A 16,041-nucleotide genomic window follows, 5' to 3' on the forward strand; every position below is an offset into this window, starting at 1 on the left:
ATATAACAGAGACTCAGTGCATCATCTGAAATACCGTATCCACTCTGGCCATAAAGCCCTGCGCATCCGTGGCGCCCTGCAGGATCGGGTACGCTGCCAGCGTGTTTACGTTCACCAGAAACGTGGTCGGGGTGGCCACCGGGATATTCGGGAAAAAGGTCTGCATCACGTCAGGAGGCGCCGGCAGCGCTTCAGGAAACGCATCATCACCCTGTCCGTCAATGGTGTAAGAAAACACGGAGAAGCCATACTGTCCGGCCAACTGTTTCAGCACCGGGTCAAATTTATGACAGTAGGGACAGTGCCCCTGCATGAACAGCACCACTTTCCAGTCGCGCAGGTCCACCTGCTTTCCGTTGCTGAGTCGTAACCAGCGAGGCTGAGATGCCCCGCTCACCGCCTGGGGAGTGTCGCTCTGCGGGGAGGCCGTTTCAGTACCGGAGATACCCCGCGGATCCCAGAGCGACTTCACCTCATCGAGCGTTCCCGCATGTGCCACCCCAGCCAGTGCAAGGGAAAGCGCCAGTGCCGCCAGCGGCGTCTTAGCGAGGTTCATCAGGCTGTTTTTCACAGGCTTTCTCCTCTTTTTCGGCTTCAGCAATCAGGGCGTTTAGAATGCGGTATCCCCCGAACACCACCATACCCAGCCCGAAGATTTCCCCGGCCTGGACGGCCAGCTCAGGCTGTTTTCTGACAAGCCGGGCTATCAGGTGGAAAAACACGCCCACGGCCAGCACCCACATCCCGGTGATATCTAAATCCGGAAAACGAATATTTCGCATGACACACTCCTTAGAAATTCGGTTTAAAGTCGCTGGAGACATAGAGGAACTGTTTCGCCAGGTCGTCCTGACTGATAAAGCCGTAACTGAGAGGCTTCACCTGGCCACTTTTCGGGTTAACCAGCATCATCGCGGGGAAGAACTTCACGCCAAGCTGCTCTGCCTGGCCCTGGTCCGTCCGGCTGTCGGGCAGCATGGGGTTAATCACTCCGTCAACCGACACCGGTATCACGCTCAGGCCATAGGTTTCGCGAAAATTTTTAATCACCTGGACCAGCTGGCCATCGATCGCTTCCCGGCCCCGGTAGAAGAACATCACGCCGTAGTGCTGTGCGAGGGTGGAGATAGCCTGTCGCTGTTCGGCATAGTCGGCAGCGAGCTGGTTTTTTACCGTGCCGTTGTAGTGGCTGTACTGCAGGTTGTAATCGAGTTCGGGGTTTTCCAGCATGGCTTTCTTCGCACTCATCGAGAACAAACCTGCCTGCTGCGTCCAGTAGTTCTGCAGCCGGAAATACTTCACGAAGTTTTCAGACGATGGATACAGAATGGCTTCGTACAACGACCGTTTGGTGGCCGCCTGGAGTGTGGCGAGTTTCTCCAGAATATCCATTTGCGGCGGTGGTGCCGCTGGTACGGCTTTCCTGTCCTCATCACGGGGCTTCAGTTTCTCGTTGTACCACTGCCAGCCCGCGTCTTTGGCGAAAGCCGGCATCAGGGCGCAGCAAAGGCACCCCGCCAGCATGGCGGCATGTATTGTTCGCATGGCAAATACCCTTTTATGAATTAATGCGACTGGCGTGACAGATGCTGATAGACACTGTATTTATCGAGCTGGCGCTGTACCTTTCCTGCATCATCACGGGCTTCAAAGCGATAACCGCTGCAGTACAGAGGCAGATAATTTATCTGAAGGTCCACCCGCTCCCCGTCCCTGATCACCCACGCGGCCTGAGAAACAGTGTCGCACTGGATCCCCCAGGCCCGGTTGGTTGTCATAAATGCGTTAACCTGCCTGTCCCGCCACAGGCTGTACGACATAATGCTGACCAGGAGAAAGACAAACACCCCGACAAACACCATGACCAGCCCGTATGCTTTTTTCTCTTCCATTGACTCTCCTGGTCACATAATAAGGAATAGCGGCATGCTCAGTACTGAAGATATAAAAGCCTGCCGGTCCGCTGGCAGTTTCTGGAAAGCAGGTGAGTACTGAGCGGCCATCTGAACCAGTTCGGACGAGTTAATCAGGAACCTGTCTGTATGCAGAGAGATATCCGCAAGAACAGCCAGCACCATAACATGATGCTCCTGGGGTAAATTCTCTTCATTCAGAATGTCTATAAATTTCTCAATCGTGATATATTGATTCATCTTTGCTTTTCCTTGCATTTATAACTTTCTCCAGGACTGAGAAAAACAAACAACATACAGACATGGCAAACCCAGCCATAAGAATAAAGACCACACTTTCGACATAATCACTTCCCGACGTCCCTTTGACTGCATCCCAGGAGAAATAAATCACCGGAGAAATAATGATTATTGTTAGCGTTAATCTCAGGACAAAATCAATAACAGGCTTTTTGTGAAAACTCATTTTCATGATTATCGGTCTCTTTATTAGGCAGCATGGTTTATTGCGCGGATTGCTGACTCATGATTTCCTTAATTCGTTCTCTGGTCTTATTGGTGAGCACATCGTTTTCCGGTATTTTTTGATTTTTCATCAGGTCGTCCATAAAGTTGGTGAAATCCAGCTTGTTAAAATCAATCCCCTGGAGTTCCGCGACGGTAATGCCCCGACAGTCAGGACTGCTGGCGCCGCCAAAACCGATATGCAGCTGACCGTTTCTTCCCTGCTGCTGAACGATCTGCGCCAGTTTTGAGTCGAACTGGCAATAGCTCCTTTTTTTCTCCAGGCAAATCCCCAGAACCTTTTTAGAGCAGAATTCCCCTATACTGACCGTCAGCTTGTCTTTTTTCGCTTTGGCCAGCGCCTTTTCCTCGCTGCTGCAGCGTGCCAGCCCCACATCCTGGCCCCAGCCGCTGTCTTTGCAGCAGTTACTGAAGCCGGCAGCAAACTTCTTACAGAACTTCGCTTTTCCGGTGAATGCCCGGACATCCACCCCGTTCAGTGCCGCGACGTCCTTCCCCGCGGCAGCCAGTGCCGCCAGCTCAGACACCGCCTGCCCAAAGTCGTTGCTCTTCCCGGACGTGGCTTTGTCACATTCACCATCAAGGCAGAAGACATCACCGCCGCAGATCATTTGCTTGCCACTCGTCCTGGTTTCGCAGGAATACGTTGCATATTCATGCAGGCACGTGCCTTCCTCGCTGGAGAAGGCGCACTGGCGGGATGACAGAGTACAGGCCGTATTTTTCATCAGGCTTTCACAGGAGCCGTTGTCCGCCGGCTGCGTGAGCCAGGTATCCTTATATTTCCAGCAGGCCTCCGTGAACGAGTAATCCCTGCCTCCGAGGGTGATGGTTCGCGTTCCTCCCGGACTGATACATTCCTCGCCCGTTTTTTTCCCTTCATCCTTACTGAACGGACAGTTTTCAACCCAGACGACTTCAGGTGCATAGACGGTTTCGGTTTCTTCCATCACCAGGGTGACCGTGACCTGTACGGGTTTCTGGCTGGCCGATGATACGGTCCGTGATGTTTTGCTTACTGAAAAGTTCTGCCCAGCAGTGACCGCTTTGTCCACACCAAACGACTGATGAATCTTCCCCTTCCCGTCATAGGTATATTTCGTACAATGCGTGTTCTGACCGCCTGAACACATCGATTCTGAACGTGGCCAGCTGATCACATCAATGGGGAACGTTCGTTCAAAGAGGGTCAGGCTTTCACTCACTGCACTCTTGCAGCTATCCCGCACCTTCCCTTCGGAATCGCATTCTTCAATCCAGGGGATCACCAGAGGCTCACCATCCACCGAGGCATTCAGCAGACGACCGTTGGTCGGGATCGTCAGGTTGCCACTCCATTGCCGGGTATTCCGGGCATAATTCAGCGTCACCACCTGCTGATAGGTTCGGTTAACTTTCTGTGTGGTGGCGTTATCCTTCAGGGTCGCTTCCCGTGTGCAAAAATTTTCCACCTGCAGATCACGTTCGCAGGTATGGTTTGTGAACTCACTGCGGTTCACAACCTGGGCGGTACAGGACTGTCCGGTATCGCCGACAATGCTGTCGGCACGGGATTCTGTATCCTTTGCGGCCTGAATAAACGGTGCATCCTGAGATATCTGATCCGGTGGCCGGTTCGTGAACGACTCAGTAATCGCTTTGCCGGTATCTCCCTGGCTGAACTCCAGGGCTGAATCGCTTTTCAGAGAGCTGTCTCCGCTGGCAGTGACGCCGCCATAGTATTTTGCCTGATCAGGGCTGTCGGTATACCCCGGCAGGTTTTGCTCACCACTGAAATTTTTCAGTGAGTTCAGACCATTGCCCTGCACCTGTTTCGCAAAATCCGAACCAGCTTTATAGTCGCTTCCACTGTCAGCACAGGCGGGGGATGCCAGCCAGATAAAGGCGCTCAGGACAAAAAAATGCGCAGTCAGTACGGAAATAACCGTCTTCATTTTTGCCCTCCCTCATCCCTCACCATTTCCGGTAACGCTATGAAGTACGGTCTGTCTTTCATGGCTGGCTCCCGGCGGCATTCGAGGGCGCATCAAGTATTTGCCGGGCCACCTGTGCGCAGTCACCGGTTTGTGCCACTTTCTCCAGCGCCTGTTTGACGTGAATGTTACCGCGTACCACGTCATATCCGGCCTGACACCGTACCACCAGAGACGGCACACTCCGGATGCTGTACTGCGTATATAGTGTCGGGTCGATCTGCACGCCGTCGGTCACGCCATCCTTCACCAGCTGCAGCACCGCGTCAGTGGTGGTCTTCATGTCGTTATTGACGAGCCCACGCAGTGTCGCCGGAATGCCGTACTGCCGGGTTTCGTGCAGCATCCGCTTCAGCCCCTCTTCAGGTATCGAGAAGGAGACAAAGTACAGCGCCCCTTCTGCCGGCTTTTCCTGATTCGCCGCTTTCTGCTGGCTGACCAGATTATCGATAAACTGGCGGTCTGATTTGGGCAGAGGATTACGGTTGATTTGCGCCTCAAGCTCCTGCTGCAGCTGTTTATCCGGATGCTGGCGCAGCTGTTCGCTGAGGTTCTCCTGCTGCTTCAGCCATTCTCTGTCTGTAACAGAGGAGGTTTCAGCCAACACTGCTCGTCCGGTCAGCAAAAGCATGACCATAAACAGATTCATTAATTTCATGAGAGACTCCTGTCAGAGAAAGACACAATTGCGTTTACGCCACATCAGATAGCCATAGTTCTTACGGGTGTTGGGTGGATTTTTACCGGCCTCCCAGCGCATCACGCTGCGCCCCACGGGATGGCACTGGCCGCTGTCCGGGTACATGTTCACCATCTGATAGCGCCAGCGCTCTTTGGGGATGATCGGGGACGGATACTCATAGCAGACCGCCTTGTCCTTCCCGATGCTCTCCATAATTTGTCCCTGCCGGTGAAGCTTGTACGCCATGCGCTCGCTGACAAGTAACGAGGACTGCAGCGGACTGGACTCGTTGCTTACCCAGCCGCTAAACGGGTACATCGAACCCTGAGAGCCGGCACACCAGAACAGAATATCGAGTGGCATATGAAACGCGCTGGCCATAGCGTCAGCCGCGCACGCCCCCTGTGCGATGGGGTTGGCAAACAGGATGGCTTCCGGATTCAGAATGGTGGTGAGGCTGCTGTCCACCCAGGTCGGGTCAATCTCGGACAGATAGGCTATATCCATGTCTCCGCCTTCCAGACAGCCTGCGGAGGTGATGATGTTCAGCCAGTAGGTCAGCGGGTACTTGTACCAGTGAACGTGATAAAAAGCGCCGTTCACCTGCTTATCGTCCTTTCTCGCGGTCCCCATACCGGTCTTGCCGAGATTGATACTGAAGCCCCCCAGATTGACCATACAGCCAGGCGAACGGCTGACGTCCGTCATGGCCATCGGCTCCCAGTACCCGATGGCCAGGCCGGGACGAACAAAAATCGGTGGCGGCGCCGGACACAGCTGCAGGGGACTACCCGGATTGCTGGTATCAGGTAGATCGCCTTTACCAACCTGCACGCTGCCGAGTGATAAAGGAAATATGCAGCGCCAGCACACATCGGTGATCGGGTTAACAAACCGGCCCTCACAGGAGGGGTCTGCGGCGGCGCGGCCACTGAACGTTGAGAACGCGATGCAGATTAAAAAAAATATGGCTTTCATTCGTCAGTTTTCTCCCTGAGAACAAGACGGAGGGCATCGGTTTTATTGCGGACCTTTTCCCGTGTAGAGTCTTCGGCGCCCTCCATCCCGGCCCACACCATCAGGGACAGGCAGTCGAAGAGGTAAAGCTGGCGACGGTATGAATCCCTGTTCGTCTGGCGAACGGCGGACAGTGCATCGAGTTCACAAGTCATTTCATCGATAACCTTTTCACCGTTGTATCTCAGCCAGCGGTACAGCTTCTCGTTATCGGTCCTGAGACGCTCAACCTCTCTCTCCAGCCAGCTTTCTCTTGTACTGAGTTCCCGTATGACATTCTCCTGCTTACGGATGGTGGACCACATTAGCGTCAGCAAGAGCATCGTGAGCAGGATTATTAAGGCCAGTATCATCGGCATCGGTTACCTCTTTTGAATAAAACGCAGCCCCAGATCAGGGGTGCGGGACGGGCGGGAAGGTCTCAATATTCAGCCGTTCACCGGAGGGCGCCGGCGTGATCCGCGCCGGGACCGCCGTCAGGCCAAATCGCTTGCTCAGTACACCGTTCTGGTCGAAATAGATCCGGCTGTCCAGCGCTGCGGAGGTGTCCGGGATACTGCCACGCACCAGGATAATTTTGCTCATCAGGGTTTCCGGCACCTGACGCTTCATCCAGGCCAGCTGGTCGGCATCGTCACCATTGATGAAGTACAGGGTCTGGACAAACGGTACGGTTTTAAGCGGGTTCACCACTTCGCCCTTGCGGGCAAACACCCGCCCCTCATTGTCCTTCAGGTCTTCGGTCAGTCGGATGCTGGGATCAAACCAGCGCTGCTCGTATTTCTCCGCACGCTTAATGCCTTCCACCGGCGCCGGACGCTGACTGTTCTCGATAACCCGCTGCTTAAACGCATCCATCGTCTGGCCCCACTGGCCAGAGGATTGCAGCGACTGCAGACGCTGCGTGATGAGCTGCAGCATGTCCTGCTCCCGGACGGGCCATAAATCCCCCCAGGTACCGAGATCAGCCGCCTGAGTCAGCGGCGATAACAGGCAGGCGGCGAGCAGACAGTCTTTCAGTCGTATCATTACTCTTCTCCTTTCATCCGGCGGGCAATGTCGTGCTGGATGTTGCGGGTCACATCAGGCGCGCCCTGAACCACGGCAGGTGAAACCAGAATGACCACATGATGCTGCTGCTGATACTCCGCCAGACTCTTCTCCAGCGCGTCGTTAAACCGATCAGAGAGCGCTTTGGACTGCGCCTCTGTCAGCTGCTTCTGACTCACACTGTCCATAAAGCTGTCGAGCGTTTTCTTCATATCAAAAGCCACCACCCGCGGCGTGGAGTAGTCCAGAACCACGCGTGAGAGAAACGCGCTGGTTGCCAGGGCGAAAAGCACGAGAGCAACGATGACAGGTATCCGGCGAAAGGTAAGAGAGGTCGTACTGACCGGTTGTTCGGTGTTGTTTTTCATCACTGTTTATCCTCCATGTCATTCACCGGTATTCGGGATTCAAGCTCTGCCATTTCGTCTTTAAAGTTGCGGCACGCCAGTCCGTATACCGCATCGTGGATATCGACCCCCTCCTGCCGGCGCGCTTGCATGTACTCAAAATCCGGGCCTTTGGAGGAGTACATCGCCCGGCTGAGCGGGTCAACGAACAGGCGGTGCCAGGAGCAGTTCGCTTCCACCTGCAGCATAAAAGAGGAGAACCACTGCTCTTTGGCCGAACCGAAGCCGTTAATCATGTCTTTCTCCAGCTTGCTGAACTGATCCGGGTACAGCTGGTTATACTTGGCAAACTCTTTGGCTGACTGCTTCAGAATGGCCTTGTACGACGAGTTCCCCCAGGCAGCGCGTGCAGCGCTCGATGCGGTCGGGGAGTCGAAGTCCACGATATTTTGCGTGATGGTGATGTATGCGCCGGTATGTCGACGCGCGGTACGGTAGCCTTTCTCGATAAACTGCCCCACTTTTTCATTCTTGAAATCAAGGAGCTTCCAGCCCTCATCGATGACGTTCAGTTTTTTCAGGCCACGCGGTGACTGATACATCCTGTTCTCGATGTAAATAATCAATGAGAACATCACCGCGATAAGCAGAGAGGGCCGCGACTCCAGGCCACCGAGCTCCAGTACCACCATCCGGGCGTCATCGTGAAGTGTTGGTTTATCTGAGTTGAAATAGTCCCCGTAGATCCCATTCACCGTGTACTGATCGAGCAGGATTATCATCTCGTCCAGACGGCCCCGGATTGTCGGGGAATCAGCATATTCATCGCTGTCCTTCGCGTCCTGTAAAAACTGAACTACGTCATCAACGCGTGCATGATTACGCTTGCTTAACCAGGCCGCCTGAACTGCCTGCAGAAGCAGACCTTCATGGACTTCATCGAGGTTGCCGTTCGGACTGGCCATCACCGACATCTGATCGCGTATACGTTCTGCTGACATGTCAAAGTGAGCATCATCCAGCACGTTGGCGAACGGGTTAAACTTGAGGGTATCGCCATCGAGGTATACGCCCCCCATGTTTTCACACAGGGACTTATAGCCATCGCCCATGTCGAACACCCAGGCAAACCCGCCGGAGTCGAGCACACTGCGAATGAGGGGCTGAATCAGACCGGTTTTACCCGCCCCGGACGTCCCGCAGACTGCCATGTTGAAATTGGTATTGTTCATTCCCTCGTAGAACAGGTCGATGAACGCCAGCTGATTTCGGTAGGTGGGCGCCAGGAGTCCCGCCGGCGCCAGCGGGCTGTCAGCGACGATCGGCAGGAGGTTAGCCACCTGGAACGTCTCCGCCCGCTTCACCACGCCTGCCGCCTGCAGCTCTTTAAACAGGCCCTCACCACACTTGAACGGCATCATGGCCAGAAAGTTACGCAGGTGATGGTAGCGGGCCGGGATCAGCTGGAAACCGCCTTTACGGTAGCTGTTGAGCACCTGCTGTTCAGCGGCGAGAGAGGCCTCTGTGCTGTCTGCGGTGTACGTGGTGATATTAAAGAAGTAGGACACCAGGGAGGTCTGGTTGGTCGCCAGTCGCTGGCGGATATCGCCCCACTCCTGCATTTCCTTTATCACGTTCGGAAAAAACTTCGCGTAGGAGGTTTTGCTTTTCTTCTCCACGTCCATGAATTTCATGTTGGCTTCATTCTGGGTCTTCACCTGGTCCTCCACCATCAGCGTCAGCGTGATGACAAAGGGGCAGGAGATGGAGAGCTCCGGGTTAAGCAGGTTGGCGTAGTTATCCGCGGAGGTCCAGAGGAAGGCCATTTCCGGATCACTCTCCAGATGGTAGCTCGTCACCCGGGTTACGCACTCTTTCCCGTCGCGCCCCAGGCGGCCAATTTTCAGATGACCGGCGGTGACCTGCATATCAAAGCTGTCATCGACACACTGATAGTTCAGATCCTGATAGGGGTCCAGCTTATACGGTACGCGGTACATCTCGTGCGGGTCCGGGTTTATCAGCTCGCGCATCAGTTCGACCAGCCCGGCAGCATCAAGGATACGCGTCGGAATATAGGCACCGCCCAGTGACGCCCGCAGGATTTTAATCTGGTTCTCCATCTCCACAATTTGCGTGGTGGAGTTTTTCTTCCGGGGCACGCAGCAGGAGATGTACACGCGGTAGTTACGCAGCGTCAGGGGTAAATCCAGTGCAGGAGGCAGGGGGAACTTCGTCTCCGCTGCCCGGAGATAGTAGGCCTGGGTGATGGCGTTAAACTTCTTAGCCTGTTTACCGCTCCAGCGGAATTCACGCAGACCGTAGTCGATATCATTGCCGACCAGTTTGCTGGAGACCAGATGAAAACTGACCGGGACGCCCCGGGGAAGTTTGCTGCGCAGTAAATGCTCCAGTGTGGCGACGATACTTTTATCCGCACCGGGTAAAGGACGCGCCTCAAACATAAAACCGATGGTTTTGTTATTAATAAACAGCCCGGTCGCGGAATCATAATCCTTATAGGGCAAAATACGGCTGAACTGGGGGAAATTCATGCTGCCCAGCGTGTCATTGGCTTTCGCGGATTCGTCGGGCAGCTTCAGTGCTGATACCAGTGAATTCACAGTCTGGGTGACGGCATCGATGATGTTATTACTCATGCAGGCGTTCCTTTAAGAGCATTTCAAAATAACAAGGGTAATAAATGGCAAGAAGAATATTCATATCCGCACTAGAAACTCCTTCTTATAATGGAAAGCACTGGAATAAAAAACAATAAACACATGGAAGCAATAATCTGACCCATAAAGATCGAATCCAACAACACCTCCCCTTGCCACAGACAAATAAGCAGAGTGATAAATAATAAAACCACATGAAAGAAAACAATCAGGAACAGAATGTTCGCTGAGAACTCCCCATCACCAACTTCCACCTCTAAGCAGAAAAAATAAAATACACACAAACTACAGATAATATAGACGCCTTCATGTCGAATACCCTGAAAGAAATCAGGAGAAAACTCTCCTGCCAGTCCATTGTAAGTCAGTCTGGCTCCCAGATAGATGAGCCAGTAGACTGGAGGTATAAACAAAAATCCGTACTTTCGAAGAAACAGCATCATATCCATCCCCTGATTATTTGCTCATAGCGTTCAGTGCGTTAAGTTTTTTTCACGTACTGCTTTAATCTCTTCTTTATACTTGCATTCTGATGCCATCTTTTTTGCGTCACCGAAAGTTAATGGCTCTGACGAAGTGCCTGTGTTAGTTTGAATTGCTAAACGTAACGCCTCACCTGCACAAGGTGTCTAATGAATAATACTTTGCAGTTGTTCTGGAGTAGCGGGCTGCATATCGCTAGAATCTTCAATATACTGCACAAAAAAAATACCCAGTTAACACAATTAAAAGAAGAACTATCAAAAAACCAAATTGCTGGCCAATTTCTTGCTGTCTTTCCATTGTTCCATCCCTACCGGTCAATCCAGTTTGTTAATCAGCATTTCATTTTGAGTTAGCTTTATATAATTCCCACTGATGGATATAGGAATAATACTGCCCACCAGGCACATTAATGATGATGCCATCACAGTCCAGTTTATTAACAGGGCTGGTAAAAGCGCCTGTCGGCATGTTTACCTCAAGTGTCCGGCAGTCATCTTTCCAGTGTCTACCTGCTTCAAGTTCATCCATCGAAAATGAGTGAATGGAGATAACGAACATCCCGGAAAACCCAACCACCGCTATAAGCGCACAGTATATGAATGTATCGCCTCTGTTAACTCGAAGATTGAATTTTTCAGGGATGGCAACCATTGCCAGCGCACCGACCACACCAATAACAAAAAGAATCAGGCATATACCGTTAAGCCATGCAACGTTATGTCCAAGTATATAGTACGCTTTCACTTTCTTATTCCTTATGCTGCATACTTTCAAATAACGTGAGATTGTTAATACTGACCATCGGTCTTACTATTCACCTGCCCCCATCCGATCAAAGTAATAAATCAAGACATAAAACATATAAAAAACCACTGTGGCTGTAAAAAATCCCGTTATTACTGACAGCGTCAAATCAGGAGAGCCGGCCCACATGTTTTTATCCATGAATACCATTAATGAAAATAAAGCACTGAGACCTGTAAGCCCAAACAACATTAAAATACAGGAAAGCGTATCTCTTATAAAAACACCAATAATTACATAGCCGTAACCGCAGATAATGATTGCCATTGCAAAAAAAAGTCGAACAAAACCATCAAAACCTAACTGGTATTCAGCCATTTACCCACCCTCATTCAATGTTTCTATCACGCTGCTCAAAGGCTCGCGGGTTTTAATTTCAATGCACTCTCCTGTATTACTTCCGTAACCTCTGCCCCCACGTGCTTCGAGTACCCGTAGCATTTTTATGCAGACATCTGTATTAGGCATGGGAGTAATATCCCAAATCCCACCGCCACTACTCGGCGTCATCAGCACCAGAAAAATAAAGGCATGCATACTTTATTGCCTCTGTTTATATATTAACGAATGAATATTTCTTTCATTGCCTCTGCGATAGTTGTTTGCCTATCGCCACTTATCGCTCTGTCAGAATCAGACTTGCTTACATTTTCAATAACATCACTACACTGAAGTCGATTTTGCCTGGAGAGAAAAACCCTTTATCATCAACCCGCCCTTTTAAATAACCCTTACATAAAGATACATGAGCGTAATATCTTCGTCTGAACACGCTACCGCCCATCCCTTTCAACGCAGAGGGCACTCGTTATAATTCAGAAATGAAAACTTACTGCAGCGCCAGTAATGGCGCTGTGAATCAATTAAGGCGAGGTTGTCCCCACGCCGATGGTTTTACGACAAAAAGAACCGTTGCCGGCTGGTGATATACATCATCTGAATCCACATACGGCGCTATCCACAATGACGTTGTCTCCTCCCCTTTTCTTAATGGCCGGGGATAATTACCTGGCGGTGTTGACGGTGACGTAAACGTTGACGCCACTACTGGTAAAGACATTTTCACTACCGGCAAAGACTGGAGCCTTTTCCCGGTTTCGAAATATATTGCCTCATTCTTTGCCGTTGGATTATTTAGGTACACTGCACGTGCTCGTTCTCTCTCCGCTGCCACTCTGGCCCGGTTCAGGTTGGGTTGAGGCGGCAACGGGTACGGATTAACTGACGTGGTTCTGAAATTACCCTCAGCCAGTTGTGGCAACCCGGCCGCAGCCGGCTTTGCATCACTGCGTTCCTCCTTCAGCTTCGCTTTTTCATTTGCCTGCTCCATCGTCATACAGGTATCCGACGTCGTGGCATTACATTGAAATTCAGTCTCTGTGCCCGCGCACCCGGTTAAGAGCAAAGCGCTGCCCAGAGGAATTAACAGCATTAATTCCTTCATAATATTTCTCGCTATTTATCGGTTTTTTTTTCAGGTTCATCCTGAGCTGGGTATTTTCCTTAATCGCCCGAACTAGCCATTATTTTCCCCCTGCGGCGCTGCGCCCGGAGAGAACTCACGCGGATCAAGTTTGCCCAGCTTCTTCAGCATCTCGTCAGTATTGAATCCGTTCATACCGCCGCCTGACTGATGATGTGCATCAGCCTGCTGTGCCGGCTCCGCCTCCTGATTCTGAGCCTGCTGTTGCCCGTTCTTTTCCGCTTCCAGTTCTTCAATCGTTTTCAGCTGGAATCCATCCTGGAACACGACGGTCACTTCGTTGCCGGCACCAATCGGAATGACCGGGTGATACTGCTCGGCCCTTTTGATGTAGTACTCGCTCAGCGTCTGCGCAGCTTTAGATGCACCACCGCCGCCCCCCATTTTCAGAACGTCACCGGCGCCAACAGATGCGGTTGCCCCCAGGCCAACAGCCGGCTGTGAAGCCCGTTCCATGCCCTGACCAATCCCGTCAACAAAACCGGCCCCCCATGCCCAGCCGAGGATTTTTCCGTTACGCATCACCACCTCTCCCTTAACCCCGTTTTTCCCCATAAAGGAAACGTGGCCGTTAATGGGCTGATCGATGGTTTTATCACCTTTGATACAGCTGATATTGCGGGTACGGACAATGGCGCGTTCGCTGGAGACATCGCCCCAGGCTTCAAGGCCCACAAAACACCCTGTCAGGTCGTAGGTTTTGCTGTTTGGCATTTCCACGCGACCGGTGATACGCAACTGCATCGGTACAGTTGATTCATTCCCGGTAACAGACGCGTTGGCATCTGCCCCCTCGATAAGCATGCTTTTTGCAAAGCTCCCCGACGGAATGTACGGCAATGACTTCGTTTTTTTTCCTTTGTCGTAACTGAACGTTTTACGCTGTATCTGGTTTGGTACCGGTACAGACTGGTAGCTGACCTGCGGCGGCGGTGTCATACCATTCCCCGGATAGAATGCCGTCGGAGGCGGTACCGCGGCGCCGGTTTGCGGCGGATAACTGGCTGGCTGCGGCTCCCCTTCCGGACCGGGTGGCGGTGACGGAGGAGTCGGCGCGGGCTCGCCACCAGAGACAGCCGGTTTCACGCCCAGCGACTTCAGCTGATTCTGCATGGCTTCATTGTCACTGCTGAGTTTGTCGATACGTATCTGGTCAGCGGTTCGCGCCTTACTCAGTAGTTCCACTTCCCCCTGCAGGGAGTCAAAACGCTTGTTGAGATCAGCGGCAGTCGCCTGCATTTCTGTTGTCGCGTGCTGCTCCACCTTACTGTTGAAGCTGCTGTCGACCACCCCGGTCATATCCGGTGCGGGTTCGCCCTGAGCCGGGGCTTCCTCATCAGAGCTCATGTTCAGATCTGACAGATACAGCCCGCCTCCGACTGCTGCCGCGCCGCCCGCCAGAATGAGTCCCAGCCAGATATATTGCTTACGTTTGATCAGCGTGTTGAAGTTGGCCATCAGCGCTTCACTCCTTCATCTGACGTCGTGACCCAGATCTGCATGCGACCACCGGCAGTCAGCAGGCCCGCCGGGGTACTGAACATGACGGCACGTGTTCCGGGCTGCCAGAAATCGCTTTCACGCACCATACGGGCCGACAGGGAGACATTGTCCAGACTGTAACGGACAACTTTCAGGTGATGACCGACCCAGACCCGATCGGCAGTGGCGCGCAGACCAGCCGGCACCTGCAGCACTTCAGAAGTGACGGGGACAGACTGATACTCATCGGGTACGCTGCCCTGACGCACGGCGCGATTCAGCGAAACCAGTAACGATTCATAGGGGTTCGACTCTTCCCAGGCTTTTGCCGGACCGGGGGTACCCGCCAGCTCGCTGACCAGCTGAATTGTCCGGCCTGAGCCCGCACGGGGCACGGCACGAATGGAGAAGTTCAGCCCGCGTTCGGTTTCCACAATGAAGGTGAATGGTTTTTTACTGACGGTCGCCAGAATGGCACCGCCGCTGTCGGTCTGCTCCTGGTTTGTCAGGCCACCGTCCAGGCTGTTTATCGCCGTGATGCGATCGCCAGGTACTGTGAACAGATTCGGGTCGGTGTTACTCACGGCAATATTTGCCTGACCACCATTGGTCAGGGGGACCACTGTCGGCGCCAGCGTACCGCTGAGGGTCGCGGACATCGCGGGGGCGGCCAACAGCAGACAGCCTGAAATAAATAACGGGTTAATTTTTTTCATTATTTATTTCTCCAAAACGTGCCAGCCAGCTGACACCATCGACACGACTGAACTGAATGACATAGCTTTTAATTTCACTGTAGGGTTTGGAATCCCCAATCCACGTTTTCAGCTCACCCCGGATATCCACGCGGTTCTCTGCCGGCCAGGCACGCATCGACGTCATATAAAAGGTGGAATTAACGTTATTGTCTTTAATGCGTTTCGCATCTTCAGCCAGCTGGACCTTGAGGCTGTTCTGCGAGGCGGGTAATACATACCGGAGTAGCTGCTGATGCTGGGCATCAACCGTTTCCGGCGTGACATTCAGACGCAGGGCAACAAAGGACAGGCCCAGCTGCTCAATATAAGAGGCGTCAGCCTGGTTCTGAGACACCGCAAAGGGTGCACGGAATAACATCGGTGTCACCGCCACTTTCTGTTCCGTCTGCAGACGGTAATTATTTATGCCCTGGATAATATTGGTCGCAAGACTGAGGGTCAGGAGTGTCCCCAGACTGATAAATCCCACAGCGATAACGCGGGTGGTATTTTGTCTGGCACCATGTTCCATATGTTATTTCCCCGTTGATTTATTTAATCCACTGCCGGAAACAGGAGTCCGGAACATCATGAAAGAAACCTTTAAGAAGGGAGGTTGGCAGATACCAGTAAATCAGGTCGCGTAGCCAGGAACTGCCCCGCCCTTTTTTCAGTTTCTTGATACCCCAGAAAACCAGTACCGCTGAAGCTATGCCAAAAATGAACTTGCTGGTCCAGAAACCCCAGCCGAGACAAATCACGGCCGGGATAAGTTCATCGAGATATAAGCCAAACCAGCGGGACTGGTTAGTCAGTGTTTCCGGGAAACGGTATCGCTTTAATTCGTCTCCCGTCATCACG

General features: G+C 52.5%; 22 protein-coding genes. All 22 read right to left on the reverse strand.

The features are described from left to right. Positions 1 to 13: 13 nt before the first annotated feature. Entirely contained in the window at positions 14 to 571 is a 558-nt protein-coding gene (gene trbB, locus B8P98_RS28805; RefSeq protein WP_013214031.1) for a type-F conjugative transfer system pilin assembly thiol-disulfide isomerase TrbB, read from the reverse strand. After that, a complete protein-coding gene (traQ, locus tag B8P98_RS28810; RefSeq protein ID WP_004144400.1) occupies positions 543 to 782 on the reverse strand; it encodes a type-F conjugative transfer system pilin chaperone TraQ in 240 nt (79 codons plus the stop codon). Before traQ ends, trbB begins: the two co-directional genes overlap by 29 nt. 10 nt (positions 783 to 792) lie before the next feature. Further along, positions 793 to 1,545, reverse strand: a complete 753-nt coding sequence (gene traF, locus B8P98_RS28815) for a type-F conjugative transfer system pilin assembly protein TraF (protein WP_004152677.1) — start codon at positions 1,543 to 1,545, stop codon at positions 793 to 795. A 20-nt stretch (positions 1,546 to 1,565) separates the two neighbouring features. Beyond that, positions 1,566 to 1,892 (reverse strand): hypothetical protein, encoded by a 327-nt coding sequence (locus B8P98_RS28820; protein ID WP_004152676.1) that lies wholly within the window; start codon positions 1,890 to 1,892, stop codon positions 1,566 to 1,568. A gap of 12 nt (positions 1,893 to 1,904) precedes the next feature. Further along, positions 1,905 to 2,153, reverse strand: coding sequence for a hypothetical protein (locus B8P98_RS28825; protein WP_013214029.1), 249 nt, complete (start codon positions 2,151 to 2,153; stop codon positions 1,905 to 1,907). Then, positions 2,131 to 2,385, reverse strand: coding sequence for a conjugal transfer protein TrbE (locus tag B8P98_RS28830; protein ID WP_023287133.1), 255 nt, complete (start codon positions 2,383 to 2,385; stop codon positions 2,131 to 2,133). The genes B8P98_RS28825 and B8P98_RS28830 overlap by 23 nt, the downstream gene beginning before the upstream one ends. A gap of 31 nt (positions 2,386 to 2,416) precedes the next feature. Beyond that, positions 2,417 to 4,372 carry a type-F conjugative transfer system mating-pair stabilization protein TraN gene (gene traN, locus B8P98_RS28835; RefSeq protein ID WP_023287134.1) on the reverse strand — a complete coding sequence of 652 codons (1,956 nt, stop codon included), beginning with the start codon at positions 4,370 to 4,372 and terminating at the stop codon, positions 2,417 to 2,419. A gap of 58 nt (positions 4,373 to 4,430) precedes the next feature. Continuing rightward, on the reverse strand, positions 4,431 to 5,069 hold the full coding sequence (gene trbC, locus B8P98_RS28840) for a type-F conjugative transfer system pilin assembly protein TrbC (protein ID WP_004193871.1): 639 nt from the start codon (positions 5,067 to 5,069) through the stop codon (positions 4,431 to 4,433). Positions 5,070 to 5,081: 12 nt separating this feature from the next. After that, positions 5,082 to 6,071, reverse strand: a complete 990-nt coding sequence (gene traU / locus B8P98_RS28845; protein WP_013214027.1) for a conjugal transfer pilus assembly protein TraU — start codon at positions 6,069 to 6,071, stop codon at positions 5,082 to 5,084. Beyond that, positions 6,068 to 6,469, reverse strand: coding sequence for a hypothetical protein (locus B8P98_RS28850; protein ID WP_004194979.1), 402 nt, complete (start codon positions 6,467 to 6,469; stop codon positions 6,068 to 6,070). The genes traU and B8P98_RS28850 overlap by 4 nt, the downstream gene beginning before the upstream one ends. A 34-nt stretch (positions 6,470 to 6,503) precedes the next feature. Beyond that, positions 6,504 to 7,139 (reverse strand): type-F conjugative transfer system protein TraW, encoded by a 636-nt coding sequence (gene traW, locus B8P98_RS28855; protein ID WP_013214026.1) that lies wholly within the window; start codon positions 7,137 to 7,139, stop codon positions 6,504 to 6,506. Continuing rightward, positions 7,139 to 7,528 carry a type-F conjugative transfer system protein TrbI gene (gene trbI / locus B8P98_RS28860; protein WP_013214025.1) on the reverse strand — a complete coding sequence of 130 codons (390 nt, stop codon included), beginning with the start codon at positions 7,526 to 7,528 and terminating at the stop codon, positions 7,139 to 7,141. Before trbI ends, traW begins: the two co-directional genes overlap by 1 nt. Beyond that, positions 7,528 to 10,167, reverse strand: coding sequence for a type IV secretion system protein TraC (traC, locus tag B8P98_RS28865; RefSeq protein WP_013214024.1), 2,640 nt, complete (start codon positions 10,165 to 10,167; stop codon positions 7,528 to 7,530). The genes trbI and traC overlap by 1 nt, the downstream gene beginning before the upstream one ends. A gap of 71 nt (positions 10,168 to 10,238) precedes the next feature. Beyond that, positions 10,239 to 10,637, reverse strand: a complete 399-nt coding sequence (locus tag B8P98_RS28870; protein WP_014343490.1) for a hypothetical protein — start codon at positions 10,635 to 10,637, stop codon at positions 10,239 to 10,241. Positions 10,638 to 11,013: 376 nt separating this feature from the next. Further along, positions 11,014 to 11,418, reverse strand: coding sequence for a hypothetical protein (locus B8P98_RS28885; RefSeq protein WP_004197817.1), 405 nt, complete (start codon positions 11,416 to 11,418; stop codon positions 11,014 to 11,016). Between the two features lie 66 nt (positions 11,419 to 11,484). Then, complete coding sequence (locus B8P98_RS28890) at positions 11,485 to 11,796, reverse strand: hypothetical protein (protein WP_013214022.1); 312 nt, start codon at positions 11,794 to 11,796, stop codon at positions 11,485 to 11,487. Then, positions 11,797 to 12,015 (reverse strand): hypothetical protein, encoded by a 219-nt coding sequence (locus B8P98_RS28895; protein ID WP_004195468.1) that lies wholly within the window; start codon positions 12,013 to 12,015, stop codon positions 11,797 to 11,799. Positions 12,016 to 12,337: 322 nt separating this feature from the next. Further along, a complete protein-coding gene (gene traV, locus B8P98_RS28900; protein WP_023287136.1) occupies positions 12,338 to 12,922 on the reverse strand; it encodes a type IV conjugative transfer system lipoprotein TraV in 585 nt (194 codons plus the stop codon). A 72-nt stretch (positions 12,923 to 12,994) separates the two neighbouring features. Then, entirely contained in the window at positions 12,995 to 14,419 is a 1,425-nt protein-coding gene (gene traB, locus B8P98_RS28905) for an F-type conjugal transfer pilus assembly protein TraB (protein WP_023287137.1), read from the reverse strand. Further along, positions 14,419 to 15,159, reverse strand: a complete 741-nt coding sequence (gene traK / locus B8P98_RS28910) for a type-F conjugative transfer system secretin TraK (RefSeq protein ID WP_013214019.1) — start codon at positions 15,157 to 15,159, stop codon at positions 14,419 to 14,421. Before traK ends, traB begins: the two co-directional genes overlap by 1 nt. Next, a complete protein-coding gene (gene traE, locus B8P98_RS28915; RefSeq protein ID WP_004144423.1) occupies positions 15,146 to 15,712 on the reverse strand; it encodes a type IV conjugative transfer system protein TraE in 567 nt (188 codons plus the stop codon). Before traE ends, traK begins: the two co-directional genes overlap by 14 nt. Positions 15,713 to 15,731: 19 nt before the next feature. Continuing rightward, the gene (gene traL / locus B8P98_RS28920) at positions 15,732 to 16,037 is read right to left on the reverse strand and encodes a type IV conjugative transfer system protein TraL (protein ID WP_004144424.1); all 306 of its coding nucleotides are present in this window, start codon (positions 16,035 to 16,037) and stop codon (positions 15,732 to 15,734) included. Positions 16,038 to 16,041: the final 4 nt, after the last annotated feature.

It is taken from the genome of Klebsiella quasivariicola (assembly GCF_002269255.1).
Lineage (GTDB): Bacteria > Pseudomonadota > Gammaproteobacteria > Enterobacterales > Enterobacteriaceae > Klebsiella > Klebsiella quasivariicola.

Bases quoted from the DNA above. Each gene is read 5' to 3' on its own strand.
- traQ (WP_004144400.1), bottom strand. From the start codon at position 782: ATGCGAAATATTCGTTTTCCGGATTTAGATATCACCGGGATGTGGGTG.
- traF (WP_004152677.1), bottom strand. From the start codon at position 1,545: ATGCGAACAATACATGCCGCCATGCTGGCGGGGTGCCTTTGCTGCGCC.
- B8P98_RS28820 (WP_004152676.1), bottom strand. From the start codon at position 1,892: ATGGAAGAGAAAAAAGCATACGGGCTGGTCATGGTGTTTGTCGGGGTG.
- B8P98_RS28825 (WP_013214029.1), bottom strand. From the start codon at position 2,153: ATGAATCAATATATCACGATTGAGAAATTTATAGACATTCTGAATGAA.
- B8P98_RS28830 (WP_023287133.1), bottom strand. From the start codon at position 2,385: ATGAAAATGAGTTTTCACAAAAAGCCTGTTATTGATTTTGTCCTGAGA.
- traN (WP_023287134.1), bottom strand. From the start codon at position 4,372: ATGAAGACGGTTATTTCCGTACTGACTGCGCATTTTTTTGTCCTGAGC.
- trbC (WP_004193871.1), bottom strand. From the start codon at position 5,069: ATGAAATTAATGAATCTGTTTATGGTCATGCTTTTGCTGACCGGACGA.
- traU (WP_013214027.1), bottom strand. From the start codon at position 6,071: ATGAAAGCCATATTTTTTTTAATCTGCATCGCGTTCTCAACGTTCAGT.
- B8P98_RS28850 (WP_004194979.1), bottom strand. From the start codon at position 6,469: ATGCCGATGATACTGGCCTTAATAATCCTGCTCACGATGCTCTTGCTG.
- traW (WP_013214026.1), bottom strand. From the start codon at position 7,139: ATGATACGACTGAAAGACTGTCTGCTCGCCGCCTGCCTGTTATCGCCG.
- trbI (WP_013214025.1), bottom strand. From the start codon at position 7,528: ATGAAAAACAACACCGAACAACCGGTCAGTACGACCTCTCTTACCTTT.
- traC (WP_013214024.1), bottom strand. From the start codon at position 10,167: ATGAGTAATAACATCATCGATGCCGTCACCCAGACTGTGAATTCACTG.
- B8P98_RS28870 (WP_014343490.1), bottom strand. From the start codon at position 10,637: ATGGATATGATGCTGTTTCTTCGAAAGTACGGATTTTTGTTTATACCT.
- B8P98_RS28890 (WP_013214022.1), bottom strand. From the start codon at position 11,796: ATGGCTGAATACCAGTTAGGTTTTGATGGTTTTGTTCGACTTTTTTTT.
- B8P98_RS28895 (WP_004195468.1), bottom strand. From the start codon at position 12,015: ATGCATGCCTTTATTTTTCTGGTGCTGATGACGCCGAGTAGTGGCGGT.
- traV (WP_023287136.1), bottom strand. From the start codon at position 12,922: ATGAAGGAATTAATGCTGTTAATTCCTCTGGGCAGCGCTTTGCTCTTA.
- traB (WP_023287137.1), bottom strand. From the start codon at position 14,419: ATGGCCAACTTCAACACGCTGATCAAACGTAAGCAATATATCTGGCTG.
- traK (WP_013214019.1), bottom strand. From the start codon at position 15,159: ATGAAAAAAATTAACCCGTTATTTATTTCAGGCTGTCTGCTGTTGGCC.
- traE (WP_004144423.1), bottom strand. From the start codon at position 15,712: ATGGAACATGGTGCCAGACAAAATACCACCCGCGTTATCGCTGTGGGA.
- traL (WP_004144424.1), bottom strand. From the start codon at position 16,037: ATGACGGGAGACGAATTAAAGCGATACCGTTTCCCGGAAACACTGACT.